The sequence below is a fragment of the Streptococcus mitis genome (assembly GCF_023109515.1).
Lineage (GTDB): Bacteria > Bacillota > Bacilli > Lactobacillales > Streptococcaceae > Streptococcus > Streptococcus mitis_CS.
This window is the reverse complement of sequence record NZ_JALDUM010000001.1, coordinates 260,157-285,400: the sequence shown is the minus strand read 5'-3', so window position 1 is coordinate 285,400 and position 25,244 is coordinate 260,157. Positions and strand designations below refer to the sequence as shown.

The window sequence follows — 25,244 nt, the reverse complement described above, 5'->3', positions numbered from 1 at the left end:
TAACTATTATATGGAAGCTATCTAATATATCCTTACAGAATTATTTTTTAATAAGCAACGTCACTTGAGCGCCACCTCTATCTGGATTTGATAAAAACAATTCTCCTAAATGTCTAGTTGCAACTTGTTTAGCAAATGCTAACCCTAAACCATAGTGCTTATTATTCCTACCTTTATTCTCAGTATAAAATAACTTATCTGCATTTAATAAGGACTGTTCAGTAAAAGGCAGACCATTATTCCACACTACAAAATTAATATACTCTGTTTCCTCAATGATAGTAAGCGTAACTTTTTTTTCTCCAGAACTATATCTTGCTGCATTTGCTAAAATGTTAATTAATGCCCGATTTAAATTAAAGCGATTTCCCTTAAAAAATATTAATTTTGTAGTATTAATAATTTTGAAATCAACCTTTGCATTATTCATTACAGATTTCGCTTCTACTGACAGCTCACTTAAAAATTCGGATAAATGTATCTGTTCTCCATAATCTTTATCTTCAATTAGTAATCTTGAATAATCAATCATTGAACTAAAGTATCTTTCAAAAACTACTATACTGTTATTCATTGACTGAGTGTATTCCTTCTGTTGAACAGTCAAGTTAGTTAATTCAAGCAACTCTAAATTTCCCTTTAGTACTGTTAAAGGAGTTTTTACATCATGAGCTAATGCACCAACTTGAAAAGATAAATCTTCCTTCCCCCTTCTCTCTGATTTGAGTAAATTAGTTAACTCGTCGTCCTTTTGATATAATACAGAAAGAATTTCATCGAACTCTTGTATTTGAGCTGGAATCTTTTTTTCTTTAAATGTTAACTGCCCCATGTTTAAAGCTTTTTTTTGTATAAGTAGAAAATTTTTTGAAAATTCTTTTATTAATCTTGTAAGTGACCAAATGAGTAAAATCGTTTCGAAAACGAAGAAAAATAAATAAGAAAATAGATTAAATGAAATGTGACGCAAATTCGGATTAACAAACTCAGGTATCATGGGTTGCCTGACAGTAAGTACAATCTCTGAATTAGCATAATACCCATAATACACCTCACTATTACTTACAGATTCATTTTTAGCAAAAACTTCTCGATAGGCAGGCAAATCCTTTTTTTGATAATTACCCTCTTCAATTGTACCTGTCTTGCGATTAAATACAACATAGTCAAATATAGAGTTATTCATTGCTTGAACTACATCACTTAAATTGCTGGTATCACTCACTGAAATTTCAATTTTAGAGTCGTATACATTTAATTGTCCTGTAAAAACAAGTAAATAAGTAAATATAAAAAATAAAAGTATACTCAGTAACGTACCTGTTACTAGTTCTAAAACAGTCCTTATTATACGTCCTCTAATTGTACTATTCTTCTTAATCATGCCACTTGTATCCCATACCTCTAACTGTTTTTATAGGATTAATTCCATAGGATGAGAATTTTAATCTTATTTGATAGATATACTCAGATATTGAACGAAAGAGGGTTTCAGCATCATCATCATAAACGTTTTCATATATATCTTGTACAGTAAAAATTTTTCTTGGATTGCTAGATAATAGCTCTATGATATCATATTCTCTACTTGTAAAGGCAAGACTATCTCCATTAATACAAACAATTTTTTCTTGTAAATAAATCGTTATTGGAGATAATTCTCGAACAATTTGATTACTTAATTCACCTTGTTTGTATCGTTCTTCTCGTTTGAGATTTGCAGCAACTTTAGCAATTAATTGATTGATGCTGAAAGGTTTTGTAATATAGTCATCTCCTCCTAAATTCAATCCTGATACTATATCATCTTCGGTGTCTTTTGCACTAACAAAAATAATAGGGGAGCTTACTTTATTTCTAATCTGCTTACAAATTTGCATACCATCTATATTAGGCATCATTACATCTAATAAAATCAAATCAAATCCTTTGAAATTATTAATATTGATTGGTGCAGTCACTTCTTGATACGTCGTTACCTGATAGTTTTTCATCTCTAAAATAGTTCGCATCAATTTCAAAATTTCAAAATCGTCATCTACAACTAATATCTTATACATTCTATCACCTCAAAAAATTTTAGAGAACTACCTGCAATGCTCCGTATTTCTGACAAAGAATAGTCTCAATACATCAGTTTGTAATGTAAATTAAATTTTTAGAAACTAGTATAAATCTATTTTACACTATCTTGAACAAAATTCGTAATATTTAATAATATAATTTGAGTGCCATCAATATCATTTCTTATCCAGCAGAAATAACCATAACTTTCCCATCTATATATGAATAATCCTCCCCCTTAAGTTCTCCAACGTAATGTTTCAATGCTTCTTGATTATTTTAATCTAGACCCTCATCACCTACTGAAGCAACAATTATTGAACCTTGACATTTGAGATTGTATCAGAGAAAATTCAGATTTTATTCAGAGAAAAAATCATCTTTACACTACTAGTGAAATTCAAATTTAAGAAAGAATCAATTTCTAAAATTTTTCATGTCCTAAAAAAACGGAATACGTTTTGAACTTGTTCAGATTATTTTCTATCCCTTCTTCCACTTATGCCCAGCCCAGCCTGCCAAGACAAGTAAAGCAAGGTTAAAAATGATAAAGAAATGTGACCTTTTCAACTTTTCTTTTCAAGATAGGTTGAGTATTCCTATCCTCCTCATTCTCAAAAAGAATTTTAGGTAATTTATAATACCGTTCTGAAGTTTGGTATTGATTTGCGGTAATTCGTTTCATAGCGCCCCTCCAAGTTCTTTGAGTATTAAATCTCCACTTTATTCCAATCGAACCAAGCCACTTTTTTCTAATTCAGCCATACGAGAGATGGCTTCAACAATATCAATTCTCATTTCACGTACTAAAAATGAAATGACAATATAGCGTGATGATTGTAATTCTTTTGTCATTTTCCCTCCTGAAAATAAAAAAAGGAGAACAATATTCAACTGTTCTCCACGATAAATTTGTTAAAAAGAAAAACCCTGCCAAATTAATTTTTGGTAGGGTTTTTGGTAGGAAACTAAATTAATTTATCAGTTTCTAAAATGTGTTCACGATTCTAAAAGGCTGATACTATAGTATCCCGAATTCTAATTGGTATATGCCTCTTATTTAAGAGTAACTGAAGCTCCAGCTTCTTCCAATTTAGCTTTGATTTCTTCAGCTTCTGCAGTTGCAACGCCTTCTTTAACAAGTGCTGGTGCACCATCAACAAGTTCTTTAGCTTCTTTAAGACCAAGACCTGTGATTTCACGTACAACTTTGATAACGCCAACTTTTTTGTCGCCTGCAGATGTCAATTCAACGTCGAATGAATCTTTAGCAGCACCAGCGTCAGCAGCACCAGCTGCAGCAACAGCTACAGGAGCAGCTGCAGTTACACCAAATTCTTCTTCGATAGCTTTTACAAGGTCGTTCAATTCAAGGATTGAAGCTTCTTTAATTTCAGCAATAATGTTTTCAATGTTCAATGCCATTGTTATATCCTCCAAATATGTTTTAAATTTATAATAGATTTTCGTAGCTAGGCTACGCTGCGTAGCTTAAGATTAAGCTGCGTCTTCTTTGTTGTCTGCAACCGCTTTGACTGCAAGAGCAACGTTGCGCACTGGCGCTTGAAGTACAGAAAGGAGCATAGAAAGAAGTCCTTCGCGGTTTGGAAGAGTTGCAAGAGCAAGAATCTCTTCTTTAGATGCGACAGCGCCTTCGATTGCACCACCTTTGATTTCAAGTGCTTCAGCGTTTTTAGAAAAGTCGTTCAAGATTTTCGCTGGTGCGATAACATCTTCGTTAGAAAATGCTACTGCAGATGGTCCAACAAATACAGATGCAAGATCTTCAAGACCAGCTTTTTCAGCTGCACGACGCAAGATTGAGTTTTTAATCACTTTATACTCAACTTCGCTTCCACGAAGCTCACGACGAAGAACTGTATCTTGCTCAACTGTCAAACCACGAGCGTCTACAACGACGATAGATGCAGCAGCTTTCATTTTCTCAGCTACTACGTCAACTAGTTCCGCTTTTTTAGCAATAATTGCTTCACTCATTAGTGTGTTCACCTCCGTTATTATTTTGCTTGGGGAAATTTTTCAAAAGAAAAACGCGCCCAAACCTAGACACGAAAGTACAATACGCTTCTTTTTACATGATACGTTTTGTCCTCGGTAGGATACTTATGAGTCGAGCTCCCCTACTGTCTTAGGCAGTTTTTTCAAACCGTATATAAGTATAGCATAGTCAAAAAAAGAATGCAAGATTTTTGCAAACATTTTTTAAAATTTTTTCGTGATTTTTCTTTTAAAGTTCTACCGTCAAAACTTTACCTTGCTTGACAACCTGTTCTCCTGCAATATAGACATCATCAACATCACTGGATTTGACAGCATAAATAAGGTGAGAGAGCATATTTTCTTGGGGTTGGAGATGAATTTTCCCTTGTGGTTGAATAACGAGAAAATCTGCCTGTTTACCTACTTCCAGACTTCCTATCTGTTCTTCCATTCCTAGGACCCTAGCTCCTTCGATTGTCAGCGCCTTGAGAGCTGTTTCGATAGGAAATTGTCTGGCATCTCCACTTTTCATCTTCTGAAGAAGGGCTGCAGTCCGTCCTTCCTCAAACATATCTAGATTGTTATTGGAGGCAACCGAATCCGTCGCAATTCCGACTGCTACTCCTGCTTTTTGCAGTTGAATGATAGGAGCAATCCCTGATGCCAGTTTGAGGTTACTAATAGGATTGTGGGCAATAGACACTTGAGAAGTTGCCAAGCGTTCAATTTCTCTCTCGTTTAATTCGACCCCGTGAGCAAAGACAGACGGATGATCTAAGTAACCCAGTTCTTCTAGAAAGGCGAGGGGTCGTTTGCCATATCGTTTCAGGATAATCCCTGATTCCTCCTTGGTCTCCGCAACATGGATATGGAGAGGAATATTCAACTCTTTTGCCATATCTAAGCTTTCTGCCAGCAAGTCTCTACTACAGCTGTAGGGAGAATGTGGGGCTACCATCACCTTGAAATTTGGATTTTTATATCCAATAATTTCCTCAATGATTGCTCGAGTTCTGCTTATAGTTTCAGCAGTTGTCTCTGCCTCTGAAGAAAAAAGAGTCGGTGAGAAATAACAACGCATCTTGGAAGTTTTCACTGCCTGATAAATCCGTTCAATATCCATACCATTGGGATTATACATATCATTAAAGGTTGTTGTTCCTGACTGGAGCATCTCTATCATAGCTTCTTTAACCGCTCTTGTAGTCATGTCGGGAGTAAATCCTGCTTCTGCAGGCCAAATATAGTCATTGAGCCATTCATGGAGATTGCTGTCATCCCGAATTCCTCGCAATCCTGTCATAGCAGAATGGGTGTGACAATTGACCAAACCAGGCATAATCCAGGCGCCCTGATAGTCTATAATCTGCTCAGCTTGCTCTAAAATCTCTGACTTCTCTTGACCAACATAGACGATTTGAGAATCCTTAACTGCTAAGATTCCATCCAAATAAACATGGAAATCTTGGTCACAAGTCACGATATTTACATGCTGAAAGACTTTCATTCTAGGCTCCTTTTCTATAAGACAATTTACAGTGAATAATTTTTCTAGCTATTGTAACAAAAAAGTCACCCGAAGGCAACTTTTTTCGTTCATAAGATTTTAAAGCAGAAAGGATTATTCAAAGCTAAAAGCTGCAGCTTGCTGCATTTGATAATACTTACCCTTTCTAGCCATGAGATCCTGATGATTGCCATGCTCCACGATGTCACCATCCACTAAGACTAGAATCATATCCGCATCCTGAATGGTTGACAAGCGGTGGGCAATGATAAAGCTTGTACGCCCCTTCATGAGTTTAGCAAAGGCATCCTGAACCAGCACTTCTGTCCGCGTATCGATGGAAGAGGTTGCTTCGTCTAAGATAAGAATCTTAGGGATAGCTAGAAAGACTCGGGCTATGGTCAAAAGCTGGGCTTGACCGACAGAGAGAGATTCTCCTGCATTTTCCAACTTGGTATCGTATCCCTGTGGCAACTGTTGGATGAAAAAATCTGCATTGGCTGCTTTTGCAGCAGCAATCACCTGCTCCCGACTGGCTTTAGGATTTCCAAAGGAAATATTGTCATGAATGGTCCCTTGCTTGAGCCAGGTTTCTTGGAGCACCATTCCAAACTGCTGGCGTAAAGAGGCACGACTATAGTCATAAATGGATTTCCCATCCAGCAAGATATCTCCAGAGTTAATGGGATAAAACCGCATGAGAAGATTGATAAGGGTTGATTTTCCAGCACCTGTCGGACCAACAATAGCCACCTTGCTACCAGCTGGAATATCAATAGATAAATCCTTAATCAAAATCTTTTCAGGATGGTAGCCAAAATAGACATGTTTAAAGGAAATAGCTCCCTTAACTTGGTCACTAGTCAACTCTTCCTTACCTGTTTCAGCCACCTCAGGACTATCTAAGACTCCATAAACACGTTCTGCACAAGCCAAGGCACTTTGCAACTCAGCTAGCACTGAAGAAATATCATTAAAAGGCTTGGTGTACTGTTGAACATAGTTCAAAAAGGTCACTAAGCGCCCAATGGTCAAGGTAGAGCCTATCATGATACGATAAGCTCCCACTCCAGCTAGAAGGGCATAAATAAGCGCATTTACAAAGCGAGTCGAAGGATTGACCGTTGAAGAATAAAAGATGGCTGACTGAGAATAACCTGCGTAATTGGCATTAGCCTCGTGCAACCTTTGGATAAGCTCTTCCTGAGCATTGAAGGACTGGATAATGGTCTGCTGGCTCAACGATTCTTCAATCAACTGAGTCTGAATTCCCCTAGTCTCTGTTTGCTTTTGGAAGAGATGATAAGATCTCTTGGCAATAAAGCGTGAAATTACCATAGACAGTGGCGTCAACAGCAAGACCAAGAGAGTCATGAGGAGATGAATTTGAAGCATGGCAAGAATACTAACTAAAATCATCAAGACGCCAATGAAAAATTGGTTAAAAATCATGGTCAAGCCAGCTGCCAACTGTTCTATGTCCGTGGTTACACGACTGACCATCTCCCCACTGCCTTGCCGATCGACAAAAGCAATCGATAAACGATGGAGCTTATGGATGATTCGCTCTCGCAAATCTTTAGTATAAGAAAAGATTAGGCGATTATAGAGGAGAGGATTGACCCACTGCACAAGGGTATTTCCTATAACCACCAAGATCATTTGAATGAAAATATGCCAAAAAACTGGTGAAGAATCAACCACTAGGACTTGGTCAATGACCTGTCCGATTAAGATTGGTAGGTAAATCGATAAACCAACCTGGGCAATGGTTCCTAGAAAGGCTAGAAAAAGAAGGAAGGTATGACTTGCTAAATCTTTTGCCAAACGTTTGCTCGTCTGGTTTGCAGTTTGTCGTCTCATACTAGTCCTCCTTATCATGTTGGGATGCATTGATTTCACGATAGACTTGACTGGTCTTCATCAAGTCATCGTGCTTGCCGATAGCTAGGAGCTCACCTTTTTCCAAGAGGAGAATCTGGTCTGCCATCTGAAGCGTCGAAGTCCGTTGAGAAATCAAAATTAAGCTCGTATTTGGCAAATTTTCTCGGATAGCTTTCAAGAGCTTGGACTCGGTAATGGTGTCAAGAGCCGAAGTCGCATCATCTAGGATGAGAAACGGACCCTGCCGCAAGACTGCTCGTGCGATAGACAGCCTTTGTTTTTGACCGCCCGAGAAATTTCGCCCTCCTGCCTCAACTAGAGCATCCAAGAGTCCTTCCTTATCACTGACAAAATCCTTGGCTTGTGCAATTTCCAAGGCCTGCCAAAGCTCTTGGTCAGTTACTTCTTGATGTAAACCTAGAGTCAAGTTGGAACGAATGGTTCCTTTAAAGAGTTCGACTTTTTGGGGCACATAGGCAATCCAAGACCGCCACTGCTTCAAATTAAGAGGACTACATCCATCTCGATAAAGGTCAATGCTCCCCTTGTCTGCTGGATAAAGTCCAAGTAAGACTTGCACCAAGCTTGATTTACCAGAACCCGTCCCTCCGATGATACCAAGGATTTGCCCTTGCTGCATATCAAAGGAAATGTCTCTCAGAGAAGGCTGGGCCGCATCAGGATAGGTAAAGGTCAATTCTTGGACTTGTAAAATCTGATTGCTGGTAACTTGCTTTTTCTCTAATTCTAAATAAATATCTTCTGGAGCCTCAGCAAAAACTTCCTCGATTCGCTTGGCAGAGATATAGGACTGATTGAGAGAATTTATCAGCATAGCTAGCTTGACCAATTCCACCAAAATCTGTAGGAGATAATTAATAAGGGCAATGAGAGTACCTTGACTGAGCAATCCTCCTTGAATAGAAACATATCCCTTCCAGATAATAATAAGGAGGGTTCCATTGACAATCAGATAGGTCAAAGGGGGTAATAAACTAGACCAGAAACCTGTCTTTTCTTGTAAACTTGCATAGACTTTGTTAAGGGTTTGAAAAATCTGTAACTCTCGTTTTTCTTGTCCAAAAGCACGAATAACCCGCATACCTTGTAATTGCTGGCGCGTTTCTTGAACCAGTTGGTCCGTTTTCTTTCTGAGAACACTGTAGAGAGGATTAATCAGTCTAGAGAGCCCTACAATAACAATGGTCAAAATGACAACCATGACCAAGAACCAGAAAGTCAGCTCAGCTGAGATGCGATAAGCCATAAAAATGGCACCAAAAACGATAATAGGCGCTCGCAAAAAGAGACGCAGGAATTGATTGATACCAGTCTGAATCTGGTAAGTGTCCGAAGTCAAGCGAGTGACCAAGCTAGAAGTTGTCAAACGGTCTCTGCTGTCCTTAGGCAACGAAAGAATATGACGATAGAAATCATCTGTCAGTCCTTTGGCAAATCCAACCGCGGCCTTAGCTGAGTAGAACTGGGCTATTAAGGCCACTAAAACGCCAATCACTGCAAAGATAAGGAGCAGGCCAATCTGCATCCAGAGATGACCTTGATCCCTCTGGGGCAATGATTGGTCAACAATCCCAGCAATCACCATAGGAACTAAGAGCTCAAACACAGCTTCAAGTAGCTTGAACAAGGGTGCTAAAATTGATTCCTTGATGTAAGGTTTGAAGTAAGATAATAGGTGTTTCATAAATCCCTTCTATTCGTATTCTAGAAATGAAGAAAGTGGGAAGTACCCACCCTCTCTGATTTATTTGTTTAAGTAAGGCAGTAGATAGCCATATCCTTCCTCTTCCATCTCATCCTTGGATACAAAACTCAAGGATGCAGAATTAATACAGTAACGAAGTCCACCTAACTCCCGAGGTCCATCTGTGAAAACATGACCCAAGTGAGAATTTCCTGACCGAGAACGAACCTCGATTCGCTCCATTCCATGACTGAGATCCTTGTAATAATGAATCAACTCCTTGGAAATCGGACGGCTAAAACTTGGCCAACCACAACCTGAGGCAAACTTATCCTTGGCAAAAAAGAGTGGCTCACCTGTCGTGATGTCTACATAAATTCCCTCTTCAAATGTTTGGTCATAGGCATTGGTAAATGGAGCCTCTGTAGCAGCTTCTTGGGTAACATGATAGGATTCTTCAGATAAACTGCCCTTTAACACCTCTTGACTAGGCTTTTCATAGTTAGAGGCATCAATCAATGGCTTATCAGCATCGGTCACATCGATATGACAGTAACCTGAAGGATTCTTCTTAAGATAGTCTTGGTGGTAATCTTCAGCTAAAATATAGTGGCGAAGTTTCTCCACCTCTACTGCAATCTTTCGACCCAGCATGCGCTCCTGCTCCTGCACCACTGTGTAGATAGCTGGCAAGTCTGCTTCATCCTGGTAATAAATCCCCGTTCGATATTGGCGACCACGGTCATTCCCTTGTTGATTGATGGATAAAGGGTCGATGACACGGAAATAATAAAGTAAAATCTCTCTGAGTGACACTGCCTTCTCATCATAAATCACTTGGACCGTTTCCGCATGGTCTGTTTCCTTGAGTAGCTGGTAATTGGTCGTTTCAACTTGTCCATTGGCGTAGCCAACACTAGTTGCTAACACTCCAGAAATACGTGAAAAATATTCCTCTAGGCCCCAAAAACAACCACCTGCTAGATAAATTTCTGCCATCTTTATTTCTCCTTTATCAAGTTTTTAACTAATACTCTTCGAAAATCTCTTCAAACCACGTCAGCTTCCATCTGCAGCCTCAAAACAGTGTTTTGAGCAGCCTGCGGCTAGCTTCCTAGTTTGCTCTTTGATTTTCATTGAGTATAAACTTCTTTTCAAAAAAAGGATAGGAAGCCCTCTGATCAAGAGTTTCCCCATCCTATCTTCTATTCTTTATTTTGCTTCGACACGGACACCTTGGGTATCAACTTTCAAGTCATGAAGTTTCCCTTTGAAGGGTTGCTTTTCCAATTCTGCCTTAATCGCTGGCATCTTGTCGTGAGAAGCCAAAACCATAACTGTCGGCCCAGCACCAGAAAGGTAGGTTGCATAGGCACCATTTTCTTTGGCTACTTGCTTAATCGTCGCAAATTCTCTCACCAAGTCCTGACGATAGCGCTCGTGGAAGAGGTCGCCCTCGATTGCTTGCCCAGCGGTCACCATGTCTCCTGCCAACAAGGCTGCAACCGCCACATTGGCGATAGAACTAGCCGCAACAGCTTCCTTGTAAGACAATTTCTTAGGCAAGACACCACGGCTGTCTCTAGTACGCAATTCATAGTTTGGAATGTAGGCTAGGAAATCACACTCTGGGAAGTCTGCTACAATAGCTGAAACTTGTCCATCAACAGAGCTTGCAATAACGAGATTACCATAAATGGCTGGAGCCACATTGTCAGGATGGCCTTCAATCTTGGTCGCCAACTGCAATTTTTCATGGTCTGACAAGTTGAGTTGCCCCAATTGGTTGGCTAGTTCAATCCCAGCAACAATAACCGAGCTGGAAGAACCCAAACCACGCGCCAAGGGAACATCACTGGTCATTTTCAAACGTCTTGGTTGCAAGTCTGGTACAATTTGCAAAGCAATTTTGAGCAAGAGATTGCGCTCGTCATGAGGAATCCATTTGCCAATCTGGTGTTCAATCAGCCACTCATCCCGTTCTTCACAGACCTCAATTTGAAGATACTTGGTTACAGCTACACCGACCGAGTCAAAACCTGGCCCGATATTGGCACTGGTTGCAGGTACAATAATCTTCATCTTATTCTCCTAGCACCTTGAAGGTATTCAAGAGGTCGAATTCTGAAACCTTCTTCAATTCAGCTGAGACATTTTCAAGCTGGGCTTTATTAATCTTGTGTGTGATGATAACAACACGCGCCTTGTCACCATCTTTTCCATCTTGGAGAATTTGCTTGAACGAAATATCTTGGGCATTAAAGATTTCAGCCAACTTCAAGACCTGACCTTTTGAGTCTGGAGCCAAGATTGAGAAGTAGTAATTTGCTTTAACATCCTCAGGATTTGCCAAGACCAAGTCACGGCTGTATTCGTTGAAATCTTTGCCAATGGTACCATCATTCAAGCGACGAACAATACGGACAATATCCGCCACCACACTTGTTGCTGTTGGTTTTTGACCAGCACCTGGTCCATAGTACATAGACTCACCAATACCGATAGATTCTACAAAGACAGCGTTCATTACCCCATTTACACTGGCAAGTGGATGCGCTTTAGGAAGGAAGGTTGGAGTCACTTCTGCAGCAATTCCTGAAGAAGTTTCCTCGATAGAACCAACCAATTTCACTACATAACCCAAGTCTTGGGCTACAGCTACGTCTTCTGGTGTGATGTTACGAATTCCCTTGTGAGCTACATCATCAAAGGCAACCTTCATGCCAAAGGCAAATTGGCTCAAAATCACCATCTTGTAGGCTGCATCAATCCCATCTACGTCATTTGTCGGGTCGCTTTCTGCAAATCCTAGACGTTGCGCTTCCGCAAGAGCATCATCGTAAGACCAGCCTTCTTCCACCATCTTGGTCATCATGAAGTTAGAAGTTCCGTTGACTACTCCAAGCACGCGCGTGATTTTATCAGAAGCCAAGGAATTTGCCAAGGTACGAAGAATTGGAATCCCACCAGCTACTGCTGCTTCGTAGTAAAGTGCTACCTTGTTAGCTTTAGCGATTTCTAACAATTCTGCACCATGGACAGCCAAAAGGTCCTTGTTAGCAGTAACAACGTGTTTTCCAGCTTCCAAGGCACGAGTGATAAAGGTTTTAGCAGGTTCGATACGCCCCATCAATTCCACTACGATCGTAATGTCTTGATCTGACAAAATGTCATCCACATTGGTTACAAAGTTAAAGTTATTCCCTGCTGCAAGCAAGCGATTTTTCTCATCTTCATCCTTGACCAACACCTTAGCAACTTCAATCTCTGAATGTGCTGATTGATTAATTTTTTCTCCATTTTCCTTTAGGAGGAAAGGCACACCACTTGCAACGGTACCAAATCCTAGTAAAGCAATTTTAACTGTCATGTTTGTCTCCTCGAAATTTTCTAATATAGCCATTATAACAGAATTTTGTGAAAATTCCTATTATAGTAAATCACTATTTCAGTCTAGAAAAGAAAAAACGAATCTGATGATTCGCTCTTCTTAAAATCTAGAAATAGGTTTCCAGAAATGATTATACAATCTTTTGCAGATTAAGCACTGCATCGTGATTGATCAAGACTTGACCATACTCCTGCAATACTGAGCGGCTGATATCACTATCATCTGCAAACTCGCGCATACGAGCCAACAGCCAAGCTGGATATGGACTTGGATGATTTTCAATATCCACTAAAATGGTCAAATAATAGCGCTCATTCATCTTGTAGAGTTCAGAAGTTTCCATCTCAAAAGTCACTGTCTTTGAAAAAGCCACCAAGTCAGCCAACTTAGCAAAAGAAAGGATGTAGTAGATGTAAGGTTCTTTCTTACTCTCAGCTTCTTGTTCAGCCTGCTCCTTCTCTTCTTCCTTGGCTTCGACTTGTTCTAGAGATTGAATCGCTTCGATATCATCCTTAGTTTTGTCAGCGATACTTTTTTCCAGGGTTTTGATAAATTCATCAGGCGACATTTGAGCCAATTCTTCCATGTCTGGTAAATCCGATAAATCTTCAAAATCTAGATTTTGGTCAATCTTTGATTTGGTTACAAAGACATCGACCTTATCAGGTTTTGGAGTCACACGGAAGCTCAACATACCTGTATCTAGAAAGCTATCAGGCATCTCTAACTCATCCAAGATAGCATAAAAGAACTCTTCTGTTTTTTCTTGAGGAACGAGAAAGTCAGCAATCTCCATGCCTCGATCCATCAAATCCTCTAAAGACATCGTGATTTTCAAAGTTGTATCACTAATTTGTTTCATTTTCATTGCTAGTAACCTCATACTTTCAGTTCTATCTATTATACTAGATTTTTACGATTTTATCAAAAGAAGGCTCCTCTGTCGGGATAGATTTTCCATAGGGTAACTTCTGTAGAAGACTCTAATACTCTTCGAAAATCTCTTCAAACCACGTCAGCTTTATCTGCAACCTCAAAGCGGTGCTTTGAGCAGCCTACGGCTAGCTTCCTAGTTTGCTTTTTGATTTTCATTGAGTATAAAAGAAAATTTCTGCAGACAAATAGAAAAAGCCTTCAAAATCAAACTTCTTGTCCGACTTTGAAGACCTAATACATCAGAAAGCTTATAGTTTAAAGCTTGCTACACCGAGGATAGAACGATTTAAGTTTCTGAGAATTTGAAGACTTTGCTCAAATTTCTTATAACGAGTCACTCCGTACTCTTCAACAAGAAGGACTGTATCTCTTTCCAAAAGCGATGGCACATCTTGTAAATCGACAAAATGCATTCCTTTTAAAGACTCTTGATTTTGTTTCAATTTATCTAGGATAGCTTTGTTTGAGCTAACGATTGTTAATTCTTGCCCAGCATTTTTGTATGACAAGACATCTGCTAGGTTAGCAATTGTTGTAATCTCTGTTACAAAATCAATTTGATACTGAGAAAAATCACCTGCTCTATTGATTGTTGGATTAAAGAGATAAACCAATACATTTCCCATCACAACCAAAATCACACAGACTACTCCAATAACAGCTAAACGGAGAATCAAATTCTTCACATTCAATCCAAGCGCTGTCTCACCATTTGCATTCAATTCTTTAGAGTTGATGGTTTCCAATTTTTCAATTTTTACATTTGCATAAGTGTGTTTAAATTTCTCAATCAATCCATCAATTTTTCGCTCCAACAAGTCATTAGCATCTTTACTTGGTGTCAAAATTTTCACACCAACCCCTGCATCGTCAATCATATAGTAGACAGTCAGTTTTTTCCACCAATAATCATTCGTAGAATTTTTCAAGGTTGTTTCTGTCGTATCTAATTCACTGGCAATTTTTTTCAACTCACTAGAATCTACATCATTGAAAAGATAAGCTCCATTCAAATTCCCATCAATCAATTTCCCGTAGAAATCACTATAACCACCAATTTGATGATTCAAAATCGTTTTGGCTGAATCTTCTGGAGGAGTAATTTTATAGCTAAGATAAGTTGAATAACTTGTTGTGTCTTTGACAGTGTTTTTATTCTTAACTGCTTTAATTGTAAATGGTACAGCAATGAGAGCAAATAAAGCGATGAGAGCTAGAATATTTGCTTTTCGTTTTTTATAAAGATTTGCAAACAAATCAGCTACTGAATAATGTTCAAACATGATTTTTTTCTCCTTTGTTTAGTAGATACTGGTTTTCCTTTGTAAGCATTTTTGCTACAAATATAATCACAAGAACAATTCCCCAGAATTGCATTGTAAATAGATTGAAGAAACTTTCTGAAAAGCTACTTCTTGGCATAAAGAATAGATTATTCAAGATGAGTAAAGACAAGGCAAATAGGATTGTTCTTGAACGATAGGCTACTTGCAGCATGGCTATGAATAACATACCTAGCAAGAGACTAAGTAGAAAGACTCCTATCATACCATAGTCGGTATACAACTCCATAATATAGCTACTTCCGATACCATGTCCTTTCAAGTATTCCTTGTTCAAGACAAGATAGGATAGATTATGGGCATAACTATTACTATCAATAGCTAGTTCCACACTATTGGTTGTATGTTCAAAGGCTTTTCCTCCGAAAATGGCCCCTAAACTTCCCCTTGCAAAATAATCAATAACAGGACCAAAAGTAAAATTGCGTAAATCTCGGTAAGGGAGGCTACTGTTAAATAGAAAACCTCGAGCCAAAACACCAAAACTGGTTCCTTGTTTATAGATAAAGTCAAGCAGGATATCCCAGAAACCTGTATGGGAAACTTGGACATTATCCCGTACATAATTGAGCACTCCCATCGCTAACATGAGAATAGGAGAACCTACAAAAATCGCTAACTTTTCTTTAAATCCAATCCATTTTCCTTTTTCTGTTTGCTCCCGCATAAAGTAATAAACAAAAGCAAATAAAATACTTAAAATAAAGGGATTTCGTGTTCCGATTGCCAAATGAATAGTATTAGCTGCAATAAAGGAGACAAGCACTACTGTTGCCTGCCATTTCTTTGGCTTGGTTGCCAAATACATACACATTGCATAGACCGTAAATGTTGATAAGATATAGGTAAAATAAGGCAGTTTACTTTCAAAGTTTGCATAGTAGGTATAGTAGGAAGTCTGCAAGCGATACAGGAGTCGTTCAAATAAGCGAATAAAATAGAAAGGATAGGTTAGAAGAAAAACTCCTAGCGATACAAAGCGCAACCGCTTGATGTAAACCTCTTTTAGAGAACTTTCTATCTTCGATACTTGTATTTTCTTTCTAGCTATAAAATAGCGAGCTAGGAGCCCCCCTGTGGTCAATCCCAATATCGAAACCATGACAACTATAAAGGCAAAACGATAGGCTATGGGATGATAGGTATCCAAAGCGCCATCTCTAAAATAATCAATGGTCGGCCTTGATACCAGAAATACAAAAATAGTTAAAAAGAAAATAAAATGGATTAAGTAATACTTGATATCATTCCAACAAGCAATTAAGCTACTAACCAGTAAGAACAATAAAGTAGAAAGCAAGCTAACATTGTTATTATTAAACAGATATACAATTCCACTTACTAGCGTCAAGGCATAACTGACTATGGTCAAACTAAATAATAATCGTTTTCCATCAATCACTTGCTCACCCCCGTTCTAATGTAATTTTTTAGATTTTTCAATATTTTTTAGTAATAAGAATCGGTATAAGGAAATATTTATGAATAGAGCCAAAGCACTAATTCTTCTACCCTTACGAAAAATTGGATTCCTAGCAATAGTAAAGGCATGGCCTTTTAAAAAACGATGAATCTGAGAATAGGCTTCAAATTGTTTATACTGATCATCTAGTAACATCTTATCCAGAATAAAGAAGTGGGCATAGGCCAATCTGAAAAAAGCAACCTCTTTCAAGTCAGGATAGTTTTTCACAACTTCATTGTAAAACTTTTGGTAGATATCAATATAAGCTAAATCCTTCTCTGCATAGGGTTTAGTCGTAATACTACCCCCTCTATGGAAATAGTAATAATAGGGTTTGGTATTAACAACGTACTTCTTAGCCAACTTGATTAAATCAAAATGATAATAAGCATCTTCATAAATCAATCCCTTTGGAAAGGATAGGGCAGTTGCAATCTCTCTCTTGATTAGCTTATTGCAAATCGTTCCAGGGTTTTTTTCACCTATGAGGTATTCCCTTAGAAATGTTTGGGAATCACAGACAAAATACTCATCCTGATTGGCTGACTGTGGGCTTTCATCATTAGCATAGACATTCATGACACCACAGCTCGAAACATCCGCATCTTCTTGAATTAATTGCTCATATAAGCTCTGAATCATTTCTGGATGGATATAATCATCTGAATCAATAAAAATCAGATAATCTCCGTGAGTCTGTTTCATTCCATCGTTTCGTGCTTGCGACAAACCTTCATTCTTTTTATGAAGCACTGACACCCTATCATCTTGTTCAGCGATTGAATCACACAAGCGACCACTTTCATCCGTTGCTCCATCATCAACAAGAATAATTTCCAGATGCTGATAGGTCTGCTTCTGAATGGAAGCTATCGATTTTTCTAGGTACTGCGCCACATTATAGACTGGCACAATCACACTGATTAATGCAGTTTCCATGCTACTCCTCTAATAGTTTTTCTACTTGTTCGATTTGTTTGGTAATTGTGAATTGTTGAATGAATTGGCTAGCCTCATTGACATCGAAGTTTGTTGCAGAGGTCATGTAGTCAATAATTGCCTGAGCCGCCTCTTGATTGCTCTCAATGATTTGTCCAAATCGTCCTTCTTGAGATAATTCCTCAGCTCCTCCGACATCCGTAGAGACAAAAGGAATTCCCAGACTCAAGGCTTCCACATACACTCCAGGAAAACCTTCTTGTTTAGACATAGACAAGAGAACTTTCATCTGAGACAAATACTGATAAGGATTTTTTTGATAACCAAGGAAATGTACATAGTCTTCAAGCTCATATTCTTTGACGCGTTTTTTCAGTTCCTCTTCCATATCCCCAGCCCCGATAAAATAGAGATGATAGTTTTTTCCCTCTCGGTGTAATAATCGTATCACTTCCACCACACGGTCAGAACCCTTATTTTCCTCAATCCGTCCAATGGTACAGATACTTTGAGGAGCAATCTCGATATCGATCTTCTCTTGAGATTTTTCTAGAATAGTCTTAAAATCATAACCATTGTAGACCGTCTGTAATTTCGAAGCATAGTCTGGATAGACTTCCTTGATAGAATGACTGGTCTTTTTTGAAATTCCTACAATGGTATCCGCAGCATCCAACTGGCGTCTATGTGATTCTCTTTTGGAGCTATCCTTAAGAAATTCTTCAATACTTCCATGAATCCAAGAGATTTTCTTGACTTCTTTTCTTTTAGAGAACAAAAGTGGAGGATTCATAATGGTAAAGGAAACTTCAACATCATAGTCATCTTTCACCAGTAAACGACGTGTCAATCTTGGAAAATAAATTCTCATTCTCCACAAAAGAGCTCGAATCCATCTGGATTGGCGATAATCCTGAAGGGATTTTAAAATGCGTACATGCTTAGGAACAGATTCGTATCCCTTATCAAAATGTTCCATTTCAAGAATATCAATATCATACTTTTCTGGATCTAGATTTGAAACAATGGTAGATATAATCTTTTCTGCACCACCCCCGAGAGAAAAAGACCACATAAAAAATAAGATTTTTTTCTTAGCCACCATATTCTCCCTTGTATTCTGTATAAGACTTATCCATATCAGCGATGACAGCATCATGATGTGGTAGCTGCTTGTCTGCTGGCGGAGGAGTCATATAATCGCCAAAAGCAGTGCTGAGATAGGCATCGTAGCCAACTGGGATGGGCATCTCTGTCTCTTCAAATGGCAAGAAGAGATTATCTTCAAAGGATGCGATTTGGTACTTATTTCTCATGTAGCCAGGCCCTGAGCATAACTCCGTGATGCCATCGCTCTCAGCCAGACTGTACTTGGTCATTTCTTTTTCAGCTTTTTTCCAAATATGATAACGGAGAAATTTTGGAGTCAACCCCAGTAAAATACGGCTTCCCCACTTCATAAGTGCGCCATGTTTTTCTGGAATAGTTTGCGCACAAAAAAGAGAATAAATCAAGGCCCAACGAACCTGTTTTTTCCGCTCAGCTGGATTTTTCGGATAATAATCCAAAGGCAAAACATCCAAGGCCAGACCATGTGGCAATTCTAAATCCTGCTGATAAGGTTTGATACAGGTCGTTTCCTTATCACGAATGGTAATAAAAAGATTGCGGTCGACAAAATCCTTGTTACTCTTTGACAAGAAATAACGTTCATCTGCATAACGAGGCCATAATTCTGCCAATTTTTCATAATCCTTACGGGGCATAAAAAAGTCTAGGTCGTCGTCCCAAGGAATAAACCCCTTGTTTCGAAGGGCGCCAATAGCACCTCCTCCACAGAGATAACAAAGCAAATCATGTTCCTTGCAAAAAGCCACAAAATATTCAGCCATCTCCAGACTTCGAGCCTGAATTGCTTTTAAATCAGTCATATTGTTCATTATTCTTTCTATCGTATCGTTCCATTATACCATAAATAAGGGATGAAAATCTATTGCAGACTGTAAAAAATCAAAGCTTGACTGCTGGATACATAGCCTTCAAACTTTGATTTTTCTGTCTTATCTTATCTCATTCCCATTTGAGCGAGCTTGGTTTGATATTTATTTTGGTCTACTAAGAGTGCCTGTCCTCCATAGACATCATAGGCATCGACCCAATCACCTAGTTCTGGAACTGTTAATCTTTCAATGCCATTTTGCGCTCCATCTAGGAAGGATAAACCATTGGTCAGTAGGAAACTATACGGAACATTCGTAGAGGTCATCCCAAAGACCTTACCAAGTGCTTCTGATCCAGTAAAGAGTTTGGTTGGATCCTTGAGTTGCTGCAGAACAGCTGTCAGCACTTGCTGTTGTCTCTTGGTACGACCGTAATCACCTTCATCATCATCACGGAAACGTGCATAATTGAGCAAGGTTGAACCGTTCATCTGCTGTTTCCCAACTTTAATAGTCTGGGTTGGTGACTCTGTTTCCGTAGCATGTAAATCATCTCCGACTGTAGCTTCGGTTAAAGGTTGACCTTCTAAGGTTGAGAATTTGGCATCAATCGTCACGCCATCAGGGAAGAGAGTGTCAATAGCGGTTGCGAAGGCCTGGAAATCTACCAAAGCGTAATATTTAATATCCAAGTCAAAATTGTCTTTTAGGACTTTTCGAACCATTTCTGCCCCTTTTTGCCCCTCTTGTTCTCCTAACTCATAGGCTACGTTTAACTTGTTATCCGTCTGTTTTCTACCGTTAATGACTTGACTGTAACCATCTATATAGACCAAATTGTCACGCATGAAGCTGACCAGCTTAATTTTCTTATCTGAGCCGCCAACATTTAATACCATAATAGAGTCCGTTCGCGTCTCAGCACTATTTTGACCGATTCGCCCATCTGTACCCATGATCAAAATATTAACTCCATCTCTGGTATCTTGACCATTAAAAACTTCTACTTGAGCTGCCCTGGCATTGGTAGTTTTATCTGGATTAGCATTGGTATAACCTTTTAAGAACATAAAAATCATACCCAATGCTAGACAAGCTAAGATAGCCAGTAAACCTGCGAAAATGCGCCCCCACCGCAGCTTCCGCTTTTTAGTTTTTTTCTTTGGAAGAGAATTGATTTTCTGGTATCTCTCAGAACGACTACGGCTATTATAAGAAGGAATCGAAGTGGTAGCACTTGTCTTTCTATAATCCTCTGTCAATTCTTGACTTTCTGAGGGAGCGTCACTACTTGCCCTATTTAATTTGTCTTGCAAGTAAGCAAACTCTTTTTTTTCTCGCTCATTGAGGTAATGAATGTTCTTAAAGAGATAGTCATAACGCAACTGCTCGTGATGACTTAAAGGATTTTCTTTACTCATCTTCTCTCCTTTCCATGGTCTGATATTGGATAAATAGGATAGGCACCCAGAACCTTATACTGGATTCCGATGGCTTCTAATTCTTTTTGGGCAAAGTGGACTAAGTCCTTATCGGCATAATCCACATCGATAATGAAAAAGTATTCACCCAGTGCTGTCTTGAGTGGACGACTTTCAATTTTTGTCAGGTCAATTCCTCGCCAAGCAAAGGTCGAAAGAGCCTTGTAAAGTGCACCTGGAAGGTTGTCAGGTAAGGTCAGGGCCAAACTCATTTTCTCCCTTTGTGCTTGCAAGGGAATAGAAGGCTTTTTAGCTCCCAAAACCCAGAATCTTGTGAAATTGGCTTCCATTTCCTGAATATCCTCGGCAATCAGTTCCAAGCCATATTCTTCAGCAGAACTTCTAGGTGCAATGGCTGCAAAGGGCTGGTCTGGATGTTCGGAAATAAAACGGGCCGCATAAGCTGTACTAGCTGTTACCTCGATTTGAGCCTCTGGATATTGTTCATCGATGAATTTCTTTCCTTGAGCTAAGGCCTGTGGATGAGAAAAAATCTTTTCAATCTTAGTATGGCCTGGAACCACCATCAACTGCTGATGAATAGGCTGAACGATTTCTGCAACTGCTTGAATGCGAGCCTGATGAAAAAGGTAGTCCAAGGTTTCATGAACACTACCCTCAATAGAATTTTCAACTGGCACCACAGAATAGTTCACTAATCCTTGCTCATAGGCCTTGATGACATCTGTAATGTTGGCAAAGGCCTGCAATTCCTCCTGAGGAAAAGCTGTCTGCACAACGTGGTGTGAAAATGATCCCTTGGGACCTAGATAAGCAATTTTCATCTCAGTTCCTCTATAATTTCCTCTGGGCTTAGCTTGGTTACATCCAAAACCCGACTGGCCACTTCCTCATACCAAGCCTGTCTTTCTTGGAAAATAGCTGCAAGTTCTTCCTTGCTATTATTTAGAAAAAGCGGACGCTGATTGTCCTGATCAGCTGCGATACGTTGGTAGAGGGTTTCAAAATCAGCTTTCAGATAGATATTATCAGAATTGGTCTTTAGTAAGTCACGATTTCGCTGAGAAATGACCACTCCTCCTCCAGTTGACACGACTTGGTCTCTTTGTAGTAACTCAGCTAGGACTTCAGACTCTATCTGACGAAAGGCCGCTTCTCCCTTTTCAGCGAAAAATTCCGCAATGGACATACCTAAGCGTTTCTCAATCAGGGCATCCATATCAAGGTAATTAGGGTCCAAGCCTCTTGCAATAGTCGATTTGCCAGCCCCCATAAATCCGAGTAATACCTTAGCCATGAATCAAGTTCTCCAAATCATCAAAGAAGCTAGGATAGCTGGTATTGATAGCTTCAGCACGGTCAAGCTCCACTTCTCCATCTGCAACCAAGAGGGCCGCGATAGCCGTCATCATGCCGATACGATGGTCTCCAAAAGTATTGACTCTAGCACCGTGAAGGGCTGATTTTCCTTTGATAATCATTCCATCTGCCGTCGGAGTAATATCTGCTCCCATACTATTTAAAGCGTCTGCCACAACCTGAATACGGTCTGTTTCCTTAACCTTGAGTTCCTCAGCATCCTTAATAACTGTTACACCTTGGGCTTGGGTCGCAAGTAGAGTGATAACTGGCAATTCATCAATCAAGCGCGGAATCAAAGCGCCACCAATCTCTGTTCCTTTCAAGTCAGAAGACTCAACAGTCAAGGTTGCAGATTTAGCGACTGGGTCAATTTCAGTAACTTCTAATTTTCCACCCATGGCGCGAATGACATCAATGATACCTGTACGCGTTTCGTTGATACCCACATTCTGCAGCACTACACGAGAGTTTGGAACAATCAAACCTGCGACTAGCCAAAAGGCTGCACTGGAAATATCTCCTGGTACGACAACCTTTTGTCCAGTCAATTTTTGTGGTCCTTGGACTGTGATTTTTTTGCCGTCCACACTTAAATGACCACCAAATTGTTGTAACATATCTTCAGTATGATTACGGGTGCATTCTTTTTCTATAATCACTGACTGACCCTGAGCCTGCAAGGCTGCGAAGATCAAGGCTGACTTGACTTGAGCAGAGGCAATTGGCAACTCATAGTGAATAGGTCTTAGGTTTTTCGTCCCTTTTAAATGAAGGGGAGGCAAATCTCGCTCAGTTTGCCCAGAAATGCTGACGCCCATTTTTTTCAGAGGAATCGTCACACGGTCCATAGGACGTTTGGAAAGACTATCGTCTCCGAACATTTCTACTTCGAAGTCTGCGCCAGCAAGGACACCTGAAATCAGGCGAATAGAGGTTCCAGAATTTCCCATATCAAGGGCATTTCGCGGAGCTTTTAAACCATCCATACCTACACCTTGAATGGTAATAACCTCATCTTTATCCTCAATCTCAACACCAAGGTCACGAAAGACTTGCATGGTCGAAAGGACGTCTTCGCCACGTAATATATCATAAACCTTGGTCTCACCCTCAGCCAAACTTCCAAAGATTATGGAACGATGGCTAATAGACTTGTCACCTGAAACTCGGATACTGCCATGTAAGTGGCGAATGTTTGTTTTTAGTTTCATACTGGACCTCATACTTGCAATACTTTTACCTATTTTATCATAAAAAGCCAGAAATTCCTTAAAAATTCCTGACTTTATGATAGTTATTTTCTTATTTTAGCAATTCTTTTTCATTTTCAATTTACCAGCTATCTGAAGAGCCTCCACCATCAAATCCACCGCCACCCCAGTCATCTGAAGACCATGATGAACTAGAACTACCAGAATCATATGAATCTGATCTACCATAAGAACTTGACTGTACTCTTTGTGAAGCATAGTAGCTTTTTTTGAGGTCGGAAGTCCAAGAAGCATTCCTCACAAAATCTTTATCGTTTGGATAGAGTTTCCCTTTCCCATTATAAGAGTATTGAGAGCGATTAAGCCTATCTAGGTGCTTTCTTTCAACTTCTGCGTAGTATGCTTCTATAAGTAATGTAGTCCAAGTGTCATTAGGTAGAAAACCTTTTGAGTCTGGATATAGTTTGTTATATCCTTCGTACTGATATTGAGACCTAATTAAACGCTTATTTTTTTTATAGTCAGATTTACGCTCTTCAGTCCACGTATCATTAGGTACAAAGTCAGGAAAATCTGGATACAGCTTACCCTTTCCCTCGTACTCATACTTAGAAAAGCGGCATCTTTTTAAGTAATGGAACCAAATTGCTAAAAGTGCATAAACCAAGAAAATTAACGGCATGTACTTAAGACATATCTTAAGGATTCCCAAAATTATTGCTATGTATTTTAAGCTTTTTGGAAGCCGAGTATTCTTATTCTCCTTCTTGTTTATGATGTCAGCTTTTCTAGACTCCGCTTTAGAAATACCTACTAGAATTTTGTTAAGGGCATCAGTATATTTCCCTTCTTTCATGTATGGCTTAGAATCATTTAATAAGGAACTGGCCATAGAGTCAGTAAGCCAAATTGCTGCTTCGTTGGATGTTTCAATACGAAACTTCCTATCCTTTATAGCAATAGCAATTAAAATTCCACTGTTGGAATCTTGTTTCCCAACTTTCCATTTGCGTGCAACCTCATTGGCTACCTCTTCAATACTGGAGCCGTCCAGAGTATCTACAATATAAATACCCACTTGGGTTTCACTTCCAGCATTCATACTCTCTAACGTTTCTGCAACACTAGTGGTTAAATAACCATTGGGATCGTAAATACCATTTAAAGGACGATCTGGAACATCTATATTAGCCACCACTAAAGGCATAAAAAAGAATAAAGGGGCAATTAAGAGTAAAAGTAACTTTTTCATAGGAGATACCCCACAAGACTAATCAGTTAAATTGACTTTAGGGACAACCTTTGCATCTTTCTCTGCTTCAATTAACTCAGCTCTTTGGAAACCAAACAAACTAGCTATCACACTAGTAGGAAAACGTCTAATGGTCTTATTATATTCTGTTGCAGTATCGTTATAATCTTTACGAGCGACAAACAAACGATTTTCAGTTCCCTCAAGCTCTGAAATTAGAGAAGACACTTGTGTATCAGCTTTTAACTCAGGATAATTTTCTTGAACAACTAGCAATCGAGAAATGGCAGAAGTTAATTCGCTCTCTCCTTCACTTTTTGTTTCTGTATTTCCTGAGCCTATCTTAGAACGAGCATCCGCAATCTTTGTAAAGATGTCTTCTTCGTGCTTCATATATCCTTTTACAGAATTTACAACATTTGGAATTAAGTCAGCTCTACGTTGAAGTGCCACTTCAATCTTCGAGTTAGCTTGTTTCACAGATTCATCTTTGCTAACAAGACTATTGTACGAACCTGCCAACACTATAATACTGATGAAGATAATTCCTACAGGAACTCCTATTAGAGCAATTAATTTTTTTGACATATTTTTTCCTATTTTCTATTGTTCATCATTTATCTACTATTTATCGATAATAAAAATTTCATTCTCTTTCATAGTTGTTTCTATATTTATTATCTCATCAAAAATTTCTAACTTATCAATTGAAGTAGAAAATAACAGTTATAAGCTTTCAATTTCGTTTTGTATTATAGTTATGATTTTCAATAGCCTATTTAATTTGTTTTGTATTTTGTTT

23 protein-coding genes, 1 pseudogene and 1 other annotated feature are annotated in these 25,244 nt (G+C 39.0%); all 24 genes and pseudogenes read right to left on the bottom strand.

From position 1 onward, the window contains the following. Positions 1-40: 40 nt before the first annotated feature. Positions 41-1,384 (bottom strand): sensor histidine kinase, encoded by a 1,344-nt coding sequence (locus M1G05_RS01475; RefSeq protein WP_247952870.1) that lies wholly within the window; start codon positions 1,382-1,384, stop codon positions 41-43. Beyond that, on the bottom strand, positions 1,377-2,060 hold the full coding sequence (locus tag M1G05_RS01470) for a response regulator transcription factor (RefSeq protein WP_024057852.1): 684 nt from the start codon (positions 2,058-2,060) through the stop codon (positions 1,377-1,379). The genes M1G05_RS01475 and M1G05_RS01470 overlap by 8 nt, the downstream gene beginning before the upstream one ends. 611 nt (positions 2,061-2,671) lie before the next feature. After that, positions 2,672-2,749: pseudogene (locus M1G05_RS01465) on the bottom strand (replication initiator protein A); the annotation flags it as partial. 38 nt (positions 2,750-2,787) lie between these two features. Continuing rightward, positions 2,788-2,919, bottom strand: a complete 132-nt coding sequence (locus M1G05_RS10010) for a hypothetical protein (RefSeq protein ID WP_080976406.1) — start codon at positions 2,917-2,919, stop codon at positions 2,788-2,790. Positions 2,920-3,120: 201 nt separating this feature from the next. Then, entirely contained in the window at positions 3,121-3,489 is a 369-nt protein-coding gene (gene rplL / locus M1G05_RS01460) for a 50S ribosomal protein L7/L12 (RefSeq protein WP_001196965.1), read from the bottom strand. 72 nt (positions 3,490-3,561) lie between these two features. Continuing rightward, positions 3,562-4,062 carry a 50S ribosomal protein L10 gene (gene rplJ, locus M1G05_RS01455; RefSeq protein ID WP_001287277.1) on the bottom strand — a complete coding sequence of 167 codons (501 nt, stop codon included), beginning with the start codon at positions 4,060-4,062 and terminating at the stop codon, positions 3,562-3,564. Between the two features lie 38 nt (positions 4,063-4,100). Further along, positions 4,101-4,236 (bottom strand) — a sequence feature (ribosomal protein L10 leader region). Positions 4,237-4,312: 76 nt separating this feature from the next. After that, positions 4,313-5,572 carry a TRZ/ATZ family protein gene (locus M1G05_RS01450; protein ID WP_049515665.1) on the bottom strand — a complete coding sequence of 420 codons (1,260 nt, stop codon included), beginning with the start codon at positions 5,570-5,572 and terminating at the stop codon, positions 4,313-4,315. Between the two features lie 114 nt (positions 5,573-5,686). Further along, the gene (locus M1G05_RS01445; RefSeq protein WP_247952869.1) at positions 5,687-7,435 is read right to left on the bottom strand and encodes an ABC transporter ATP-binding protein; all 1,749 of its coding nucleotides are present in this window, start codon (positions 7,433-7,435) and stop codon (positions 5,687-5,689) included. A 1-nt stretch (position 7,436) separates the two neighbouring features. Then, on the bottom strand, positions 7,437-9,161 hold the full coding sequence (locus M1G05_RS01440) for an ABC transporter ATP-binding protein (protein ID WP_247952868.1): 1,725 nt from the start codon (positions 9,159-9,161) through the stop codon (positions 7,437-7,439). Between the two features lie 60 nt (positions 9,162-9,221). Beyond that, positions 9,222-10,160, bottom strand: a complete 939-nt coding sequence (gene msrB, locus M1G05_RS01435) for a peptide-methionine (R)-S-oxide reductase MsrB (RefSeq protein ID WP_247952867.1) — start codon at positions 10,158-10,160, stop codon at positions 9,222-9,224. 213 nt (positions 10,161-10,373) lie between these two features. Next, on the bottom strand, positions 10,374-11,243 hold the full coding sequence (thrB, locus tag M1G05_RS01430) for a homoserine kinase (protein WP_141230769.1): 870 nt from the start codon (positions 11,241-11,243) through the stop codon (positions 10,374-10,376). 1 nt (position 11,244) lies between these two features. Beyond that, entirely contained in the window at positions 11,245-12,531 is a 1,287-nt protein-coding gene (locus M1G05_RS01425; protein ID WP_247952866.1) for a homoserine dehydrogenase, read from the bottom strand. A gap of 151 nt (positions 12,532-12,682) precedes the next feature. Continuing rightward, positions 12,683-13,420, bottom strand: a complete 738-nt coding sequence (gene mecA / locus M1G05_RS01420; RefSeq protein WP_004257313.1) for an adaptor protein MecA — start codon at positions 13,418-13,420, stop codon at positions 12,683-12,685. Positions 13,421-13,736: 316 nt separating this feature from the next. Beyond that, complete coding sequence (tarQ, locus tag M1G05_RS01415; protein ID WP_000461493.1) at positions 13,737-14,771, bottom strand: teichoic acid biosynthesis protein TarQ; 1,035 nt, start codon at positions 14,769-14,771, stop codon at positions 13,737-13,739. Beyond that, on the bottom strand, positions 14,764-16,233 hold the full coding sequence (locus tag M1G05_RS01410) for an O-antigen polysaccharide polymerase Wzy family protein (protein WP_247952865.1): 1,470 nt from the start codon (positions 16,231-16,233) through the stop codon (positions 14,764-14,766). Before M1G05_RS01410 ends, tarQ begins: the two co-directional genes overlap by 8 nt. A gap of 15 nt (positions 16,234-16,248) precedes the next feature. Continuing rightward, positions 16,249-17,235, bottom strand: a complete 987-nt coding sequence (locus tag M1G05_RS01405) for a glycosyltransferase family 2 protein (protein WP_000446967.1) — start codon at positions 17,233-17,235, stop codon at positions 16,249-16,251. Position 17,236: 1 nt separating this feature from the next. Further along, positions 17,237-18,340 (bottom strand): glycosyltransferase, encoded by a 1,104-nt coding sequence (locus M1G05_RS01400; RefSeq protein ID WP_247952864.1) that lies wholly within the window; start codon positions 18,338-18,340, stop codon positions 17,237-17,239. Continuing rightward, positions 18,330-19,175: a LicD family protein gene (locus M1G05_RS01395; protein WP_247952863.1), complete on the bottom strand. Its 846-nt coding sequence runs from the start codon at positions 19,173-19,175 to the stop codon at positions 18,330-18,332. The genes M1G05_RS01400 and M1G05_RS01395 overlap by 11 nt, the downstream gene beginning before the upstream one ends. Before the next feature lie 125 nt (positions 19,176-19,300). After that, complete coding sequence (locus M1G05_RS01390; RefSeq protein WP_247952861.1) at positions 19,301-20,596, bottom strand: LCP family protein; 1,296 nt, start codon at positions 20,594-20,596, stop codon at positions 19,301-19,303. After that, positions 20,593-21,441, bottom strand: a complete 849-nt coding sequence (pheA, locus tag M1G05_RS01385) for a prephenate dehydratase (RefSeq protein WP_247952859.1) — start codon at positions 21,439-21,441, stop codon at positions 20,593-20,595. Before pheA ends, M1G05_RS01390 begins: the two co-directional genes overlap by 4 nt. Beyond that, positions 21,438-21,914 carry a shikimate kinase gene (locus M1G05_RS01380; RefSeq protein ID WP_247952849.1) on the bottom strand — a complete coding sequence of 159 codons (477 nt, stop codon included), beginning with the start codon at positions 21,912-21,914 and terminating at the stop codon, positions 21,438-21,440. Before M1G05_RS01380 ends, pheA begins: the two co-directional genes overlap by 4 nt. Continuing rightward, the gene (aroA, locus tag M1G05_RS01375) at positions 21,907-23,190 is read right to left on the bottom strand and encodes a 3-phosphoshikimate 1-carboxyvinyltransferase (RefSeq protein WP_247952847.1); all 1,284 of its coding nucleotides are present in this window, start codon (positions 23,188-23,190) and stop codon (positions 21,907-21,909) included. The genes M1G05_RS01380 and aroA overlap by 8 nt, the downstream gene beginning before the upstream one ends. Before the next feature lie 121 nt (positions 23,191-23,311). Next, positions 23,312-24,442 (bottom strand): TPM domain-containing protein, encoded by a 1,131-nt coding sequence (locus M1G05_RS01370; protein WP_247952845.1) that lies wholly within the window; start codon positions 24,440-24,442, stop codon positions 23,312-23,314. Positions 24,443-24,460: 18 nt separating this feature from the next. Next, positions 24,461-25,030, bottom strand: a complete 570-nt coding sequence (locus M1G05_RS01365) for a LemA family protein (protein WP_247952843.1) — start codon at positions 25,028-25,030, stop codon at positions 24,461-24,463. Positions 25,031-25,244 lie beyond the last annotated feature (214 nt).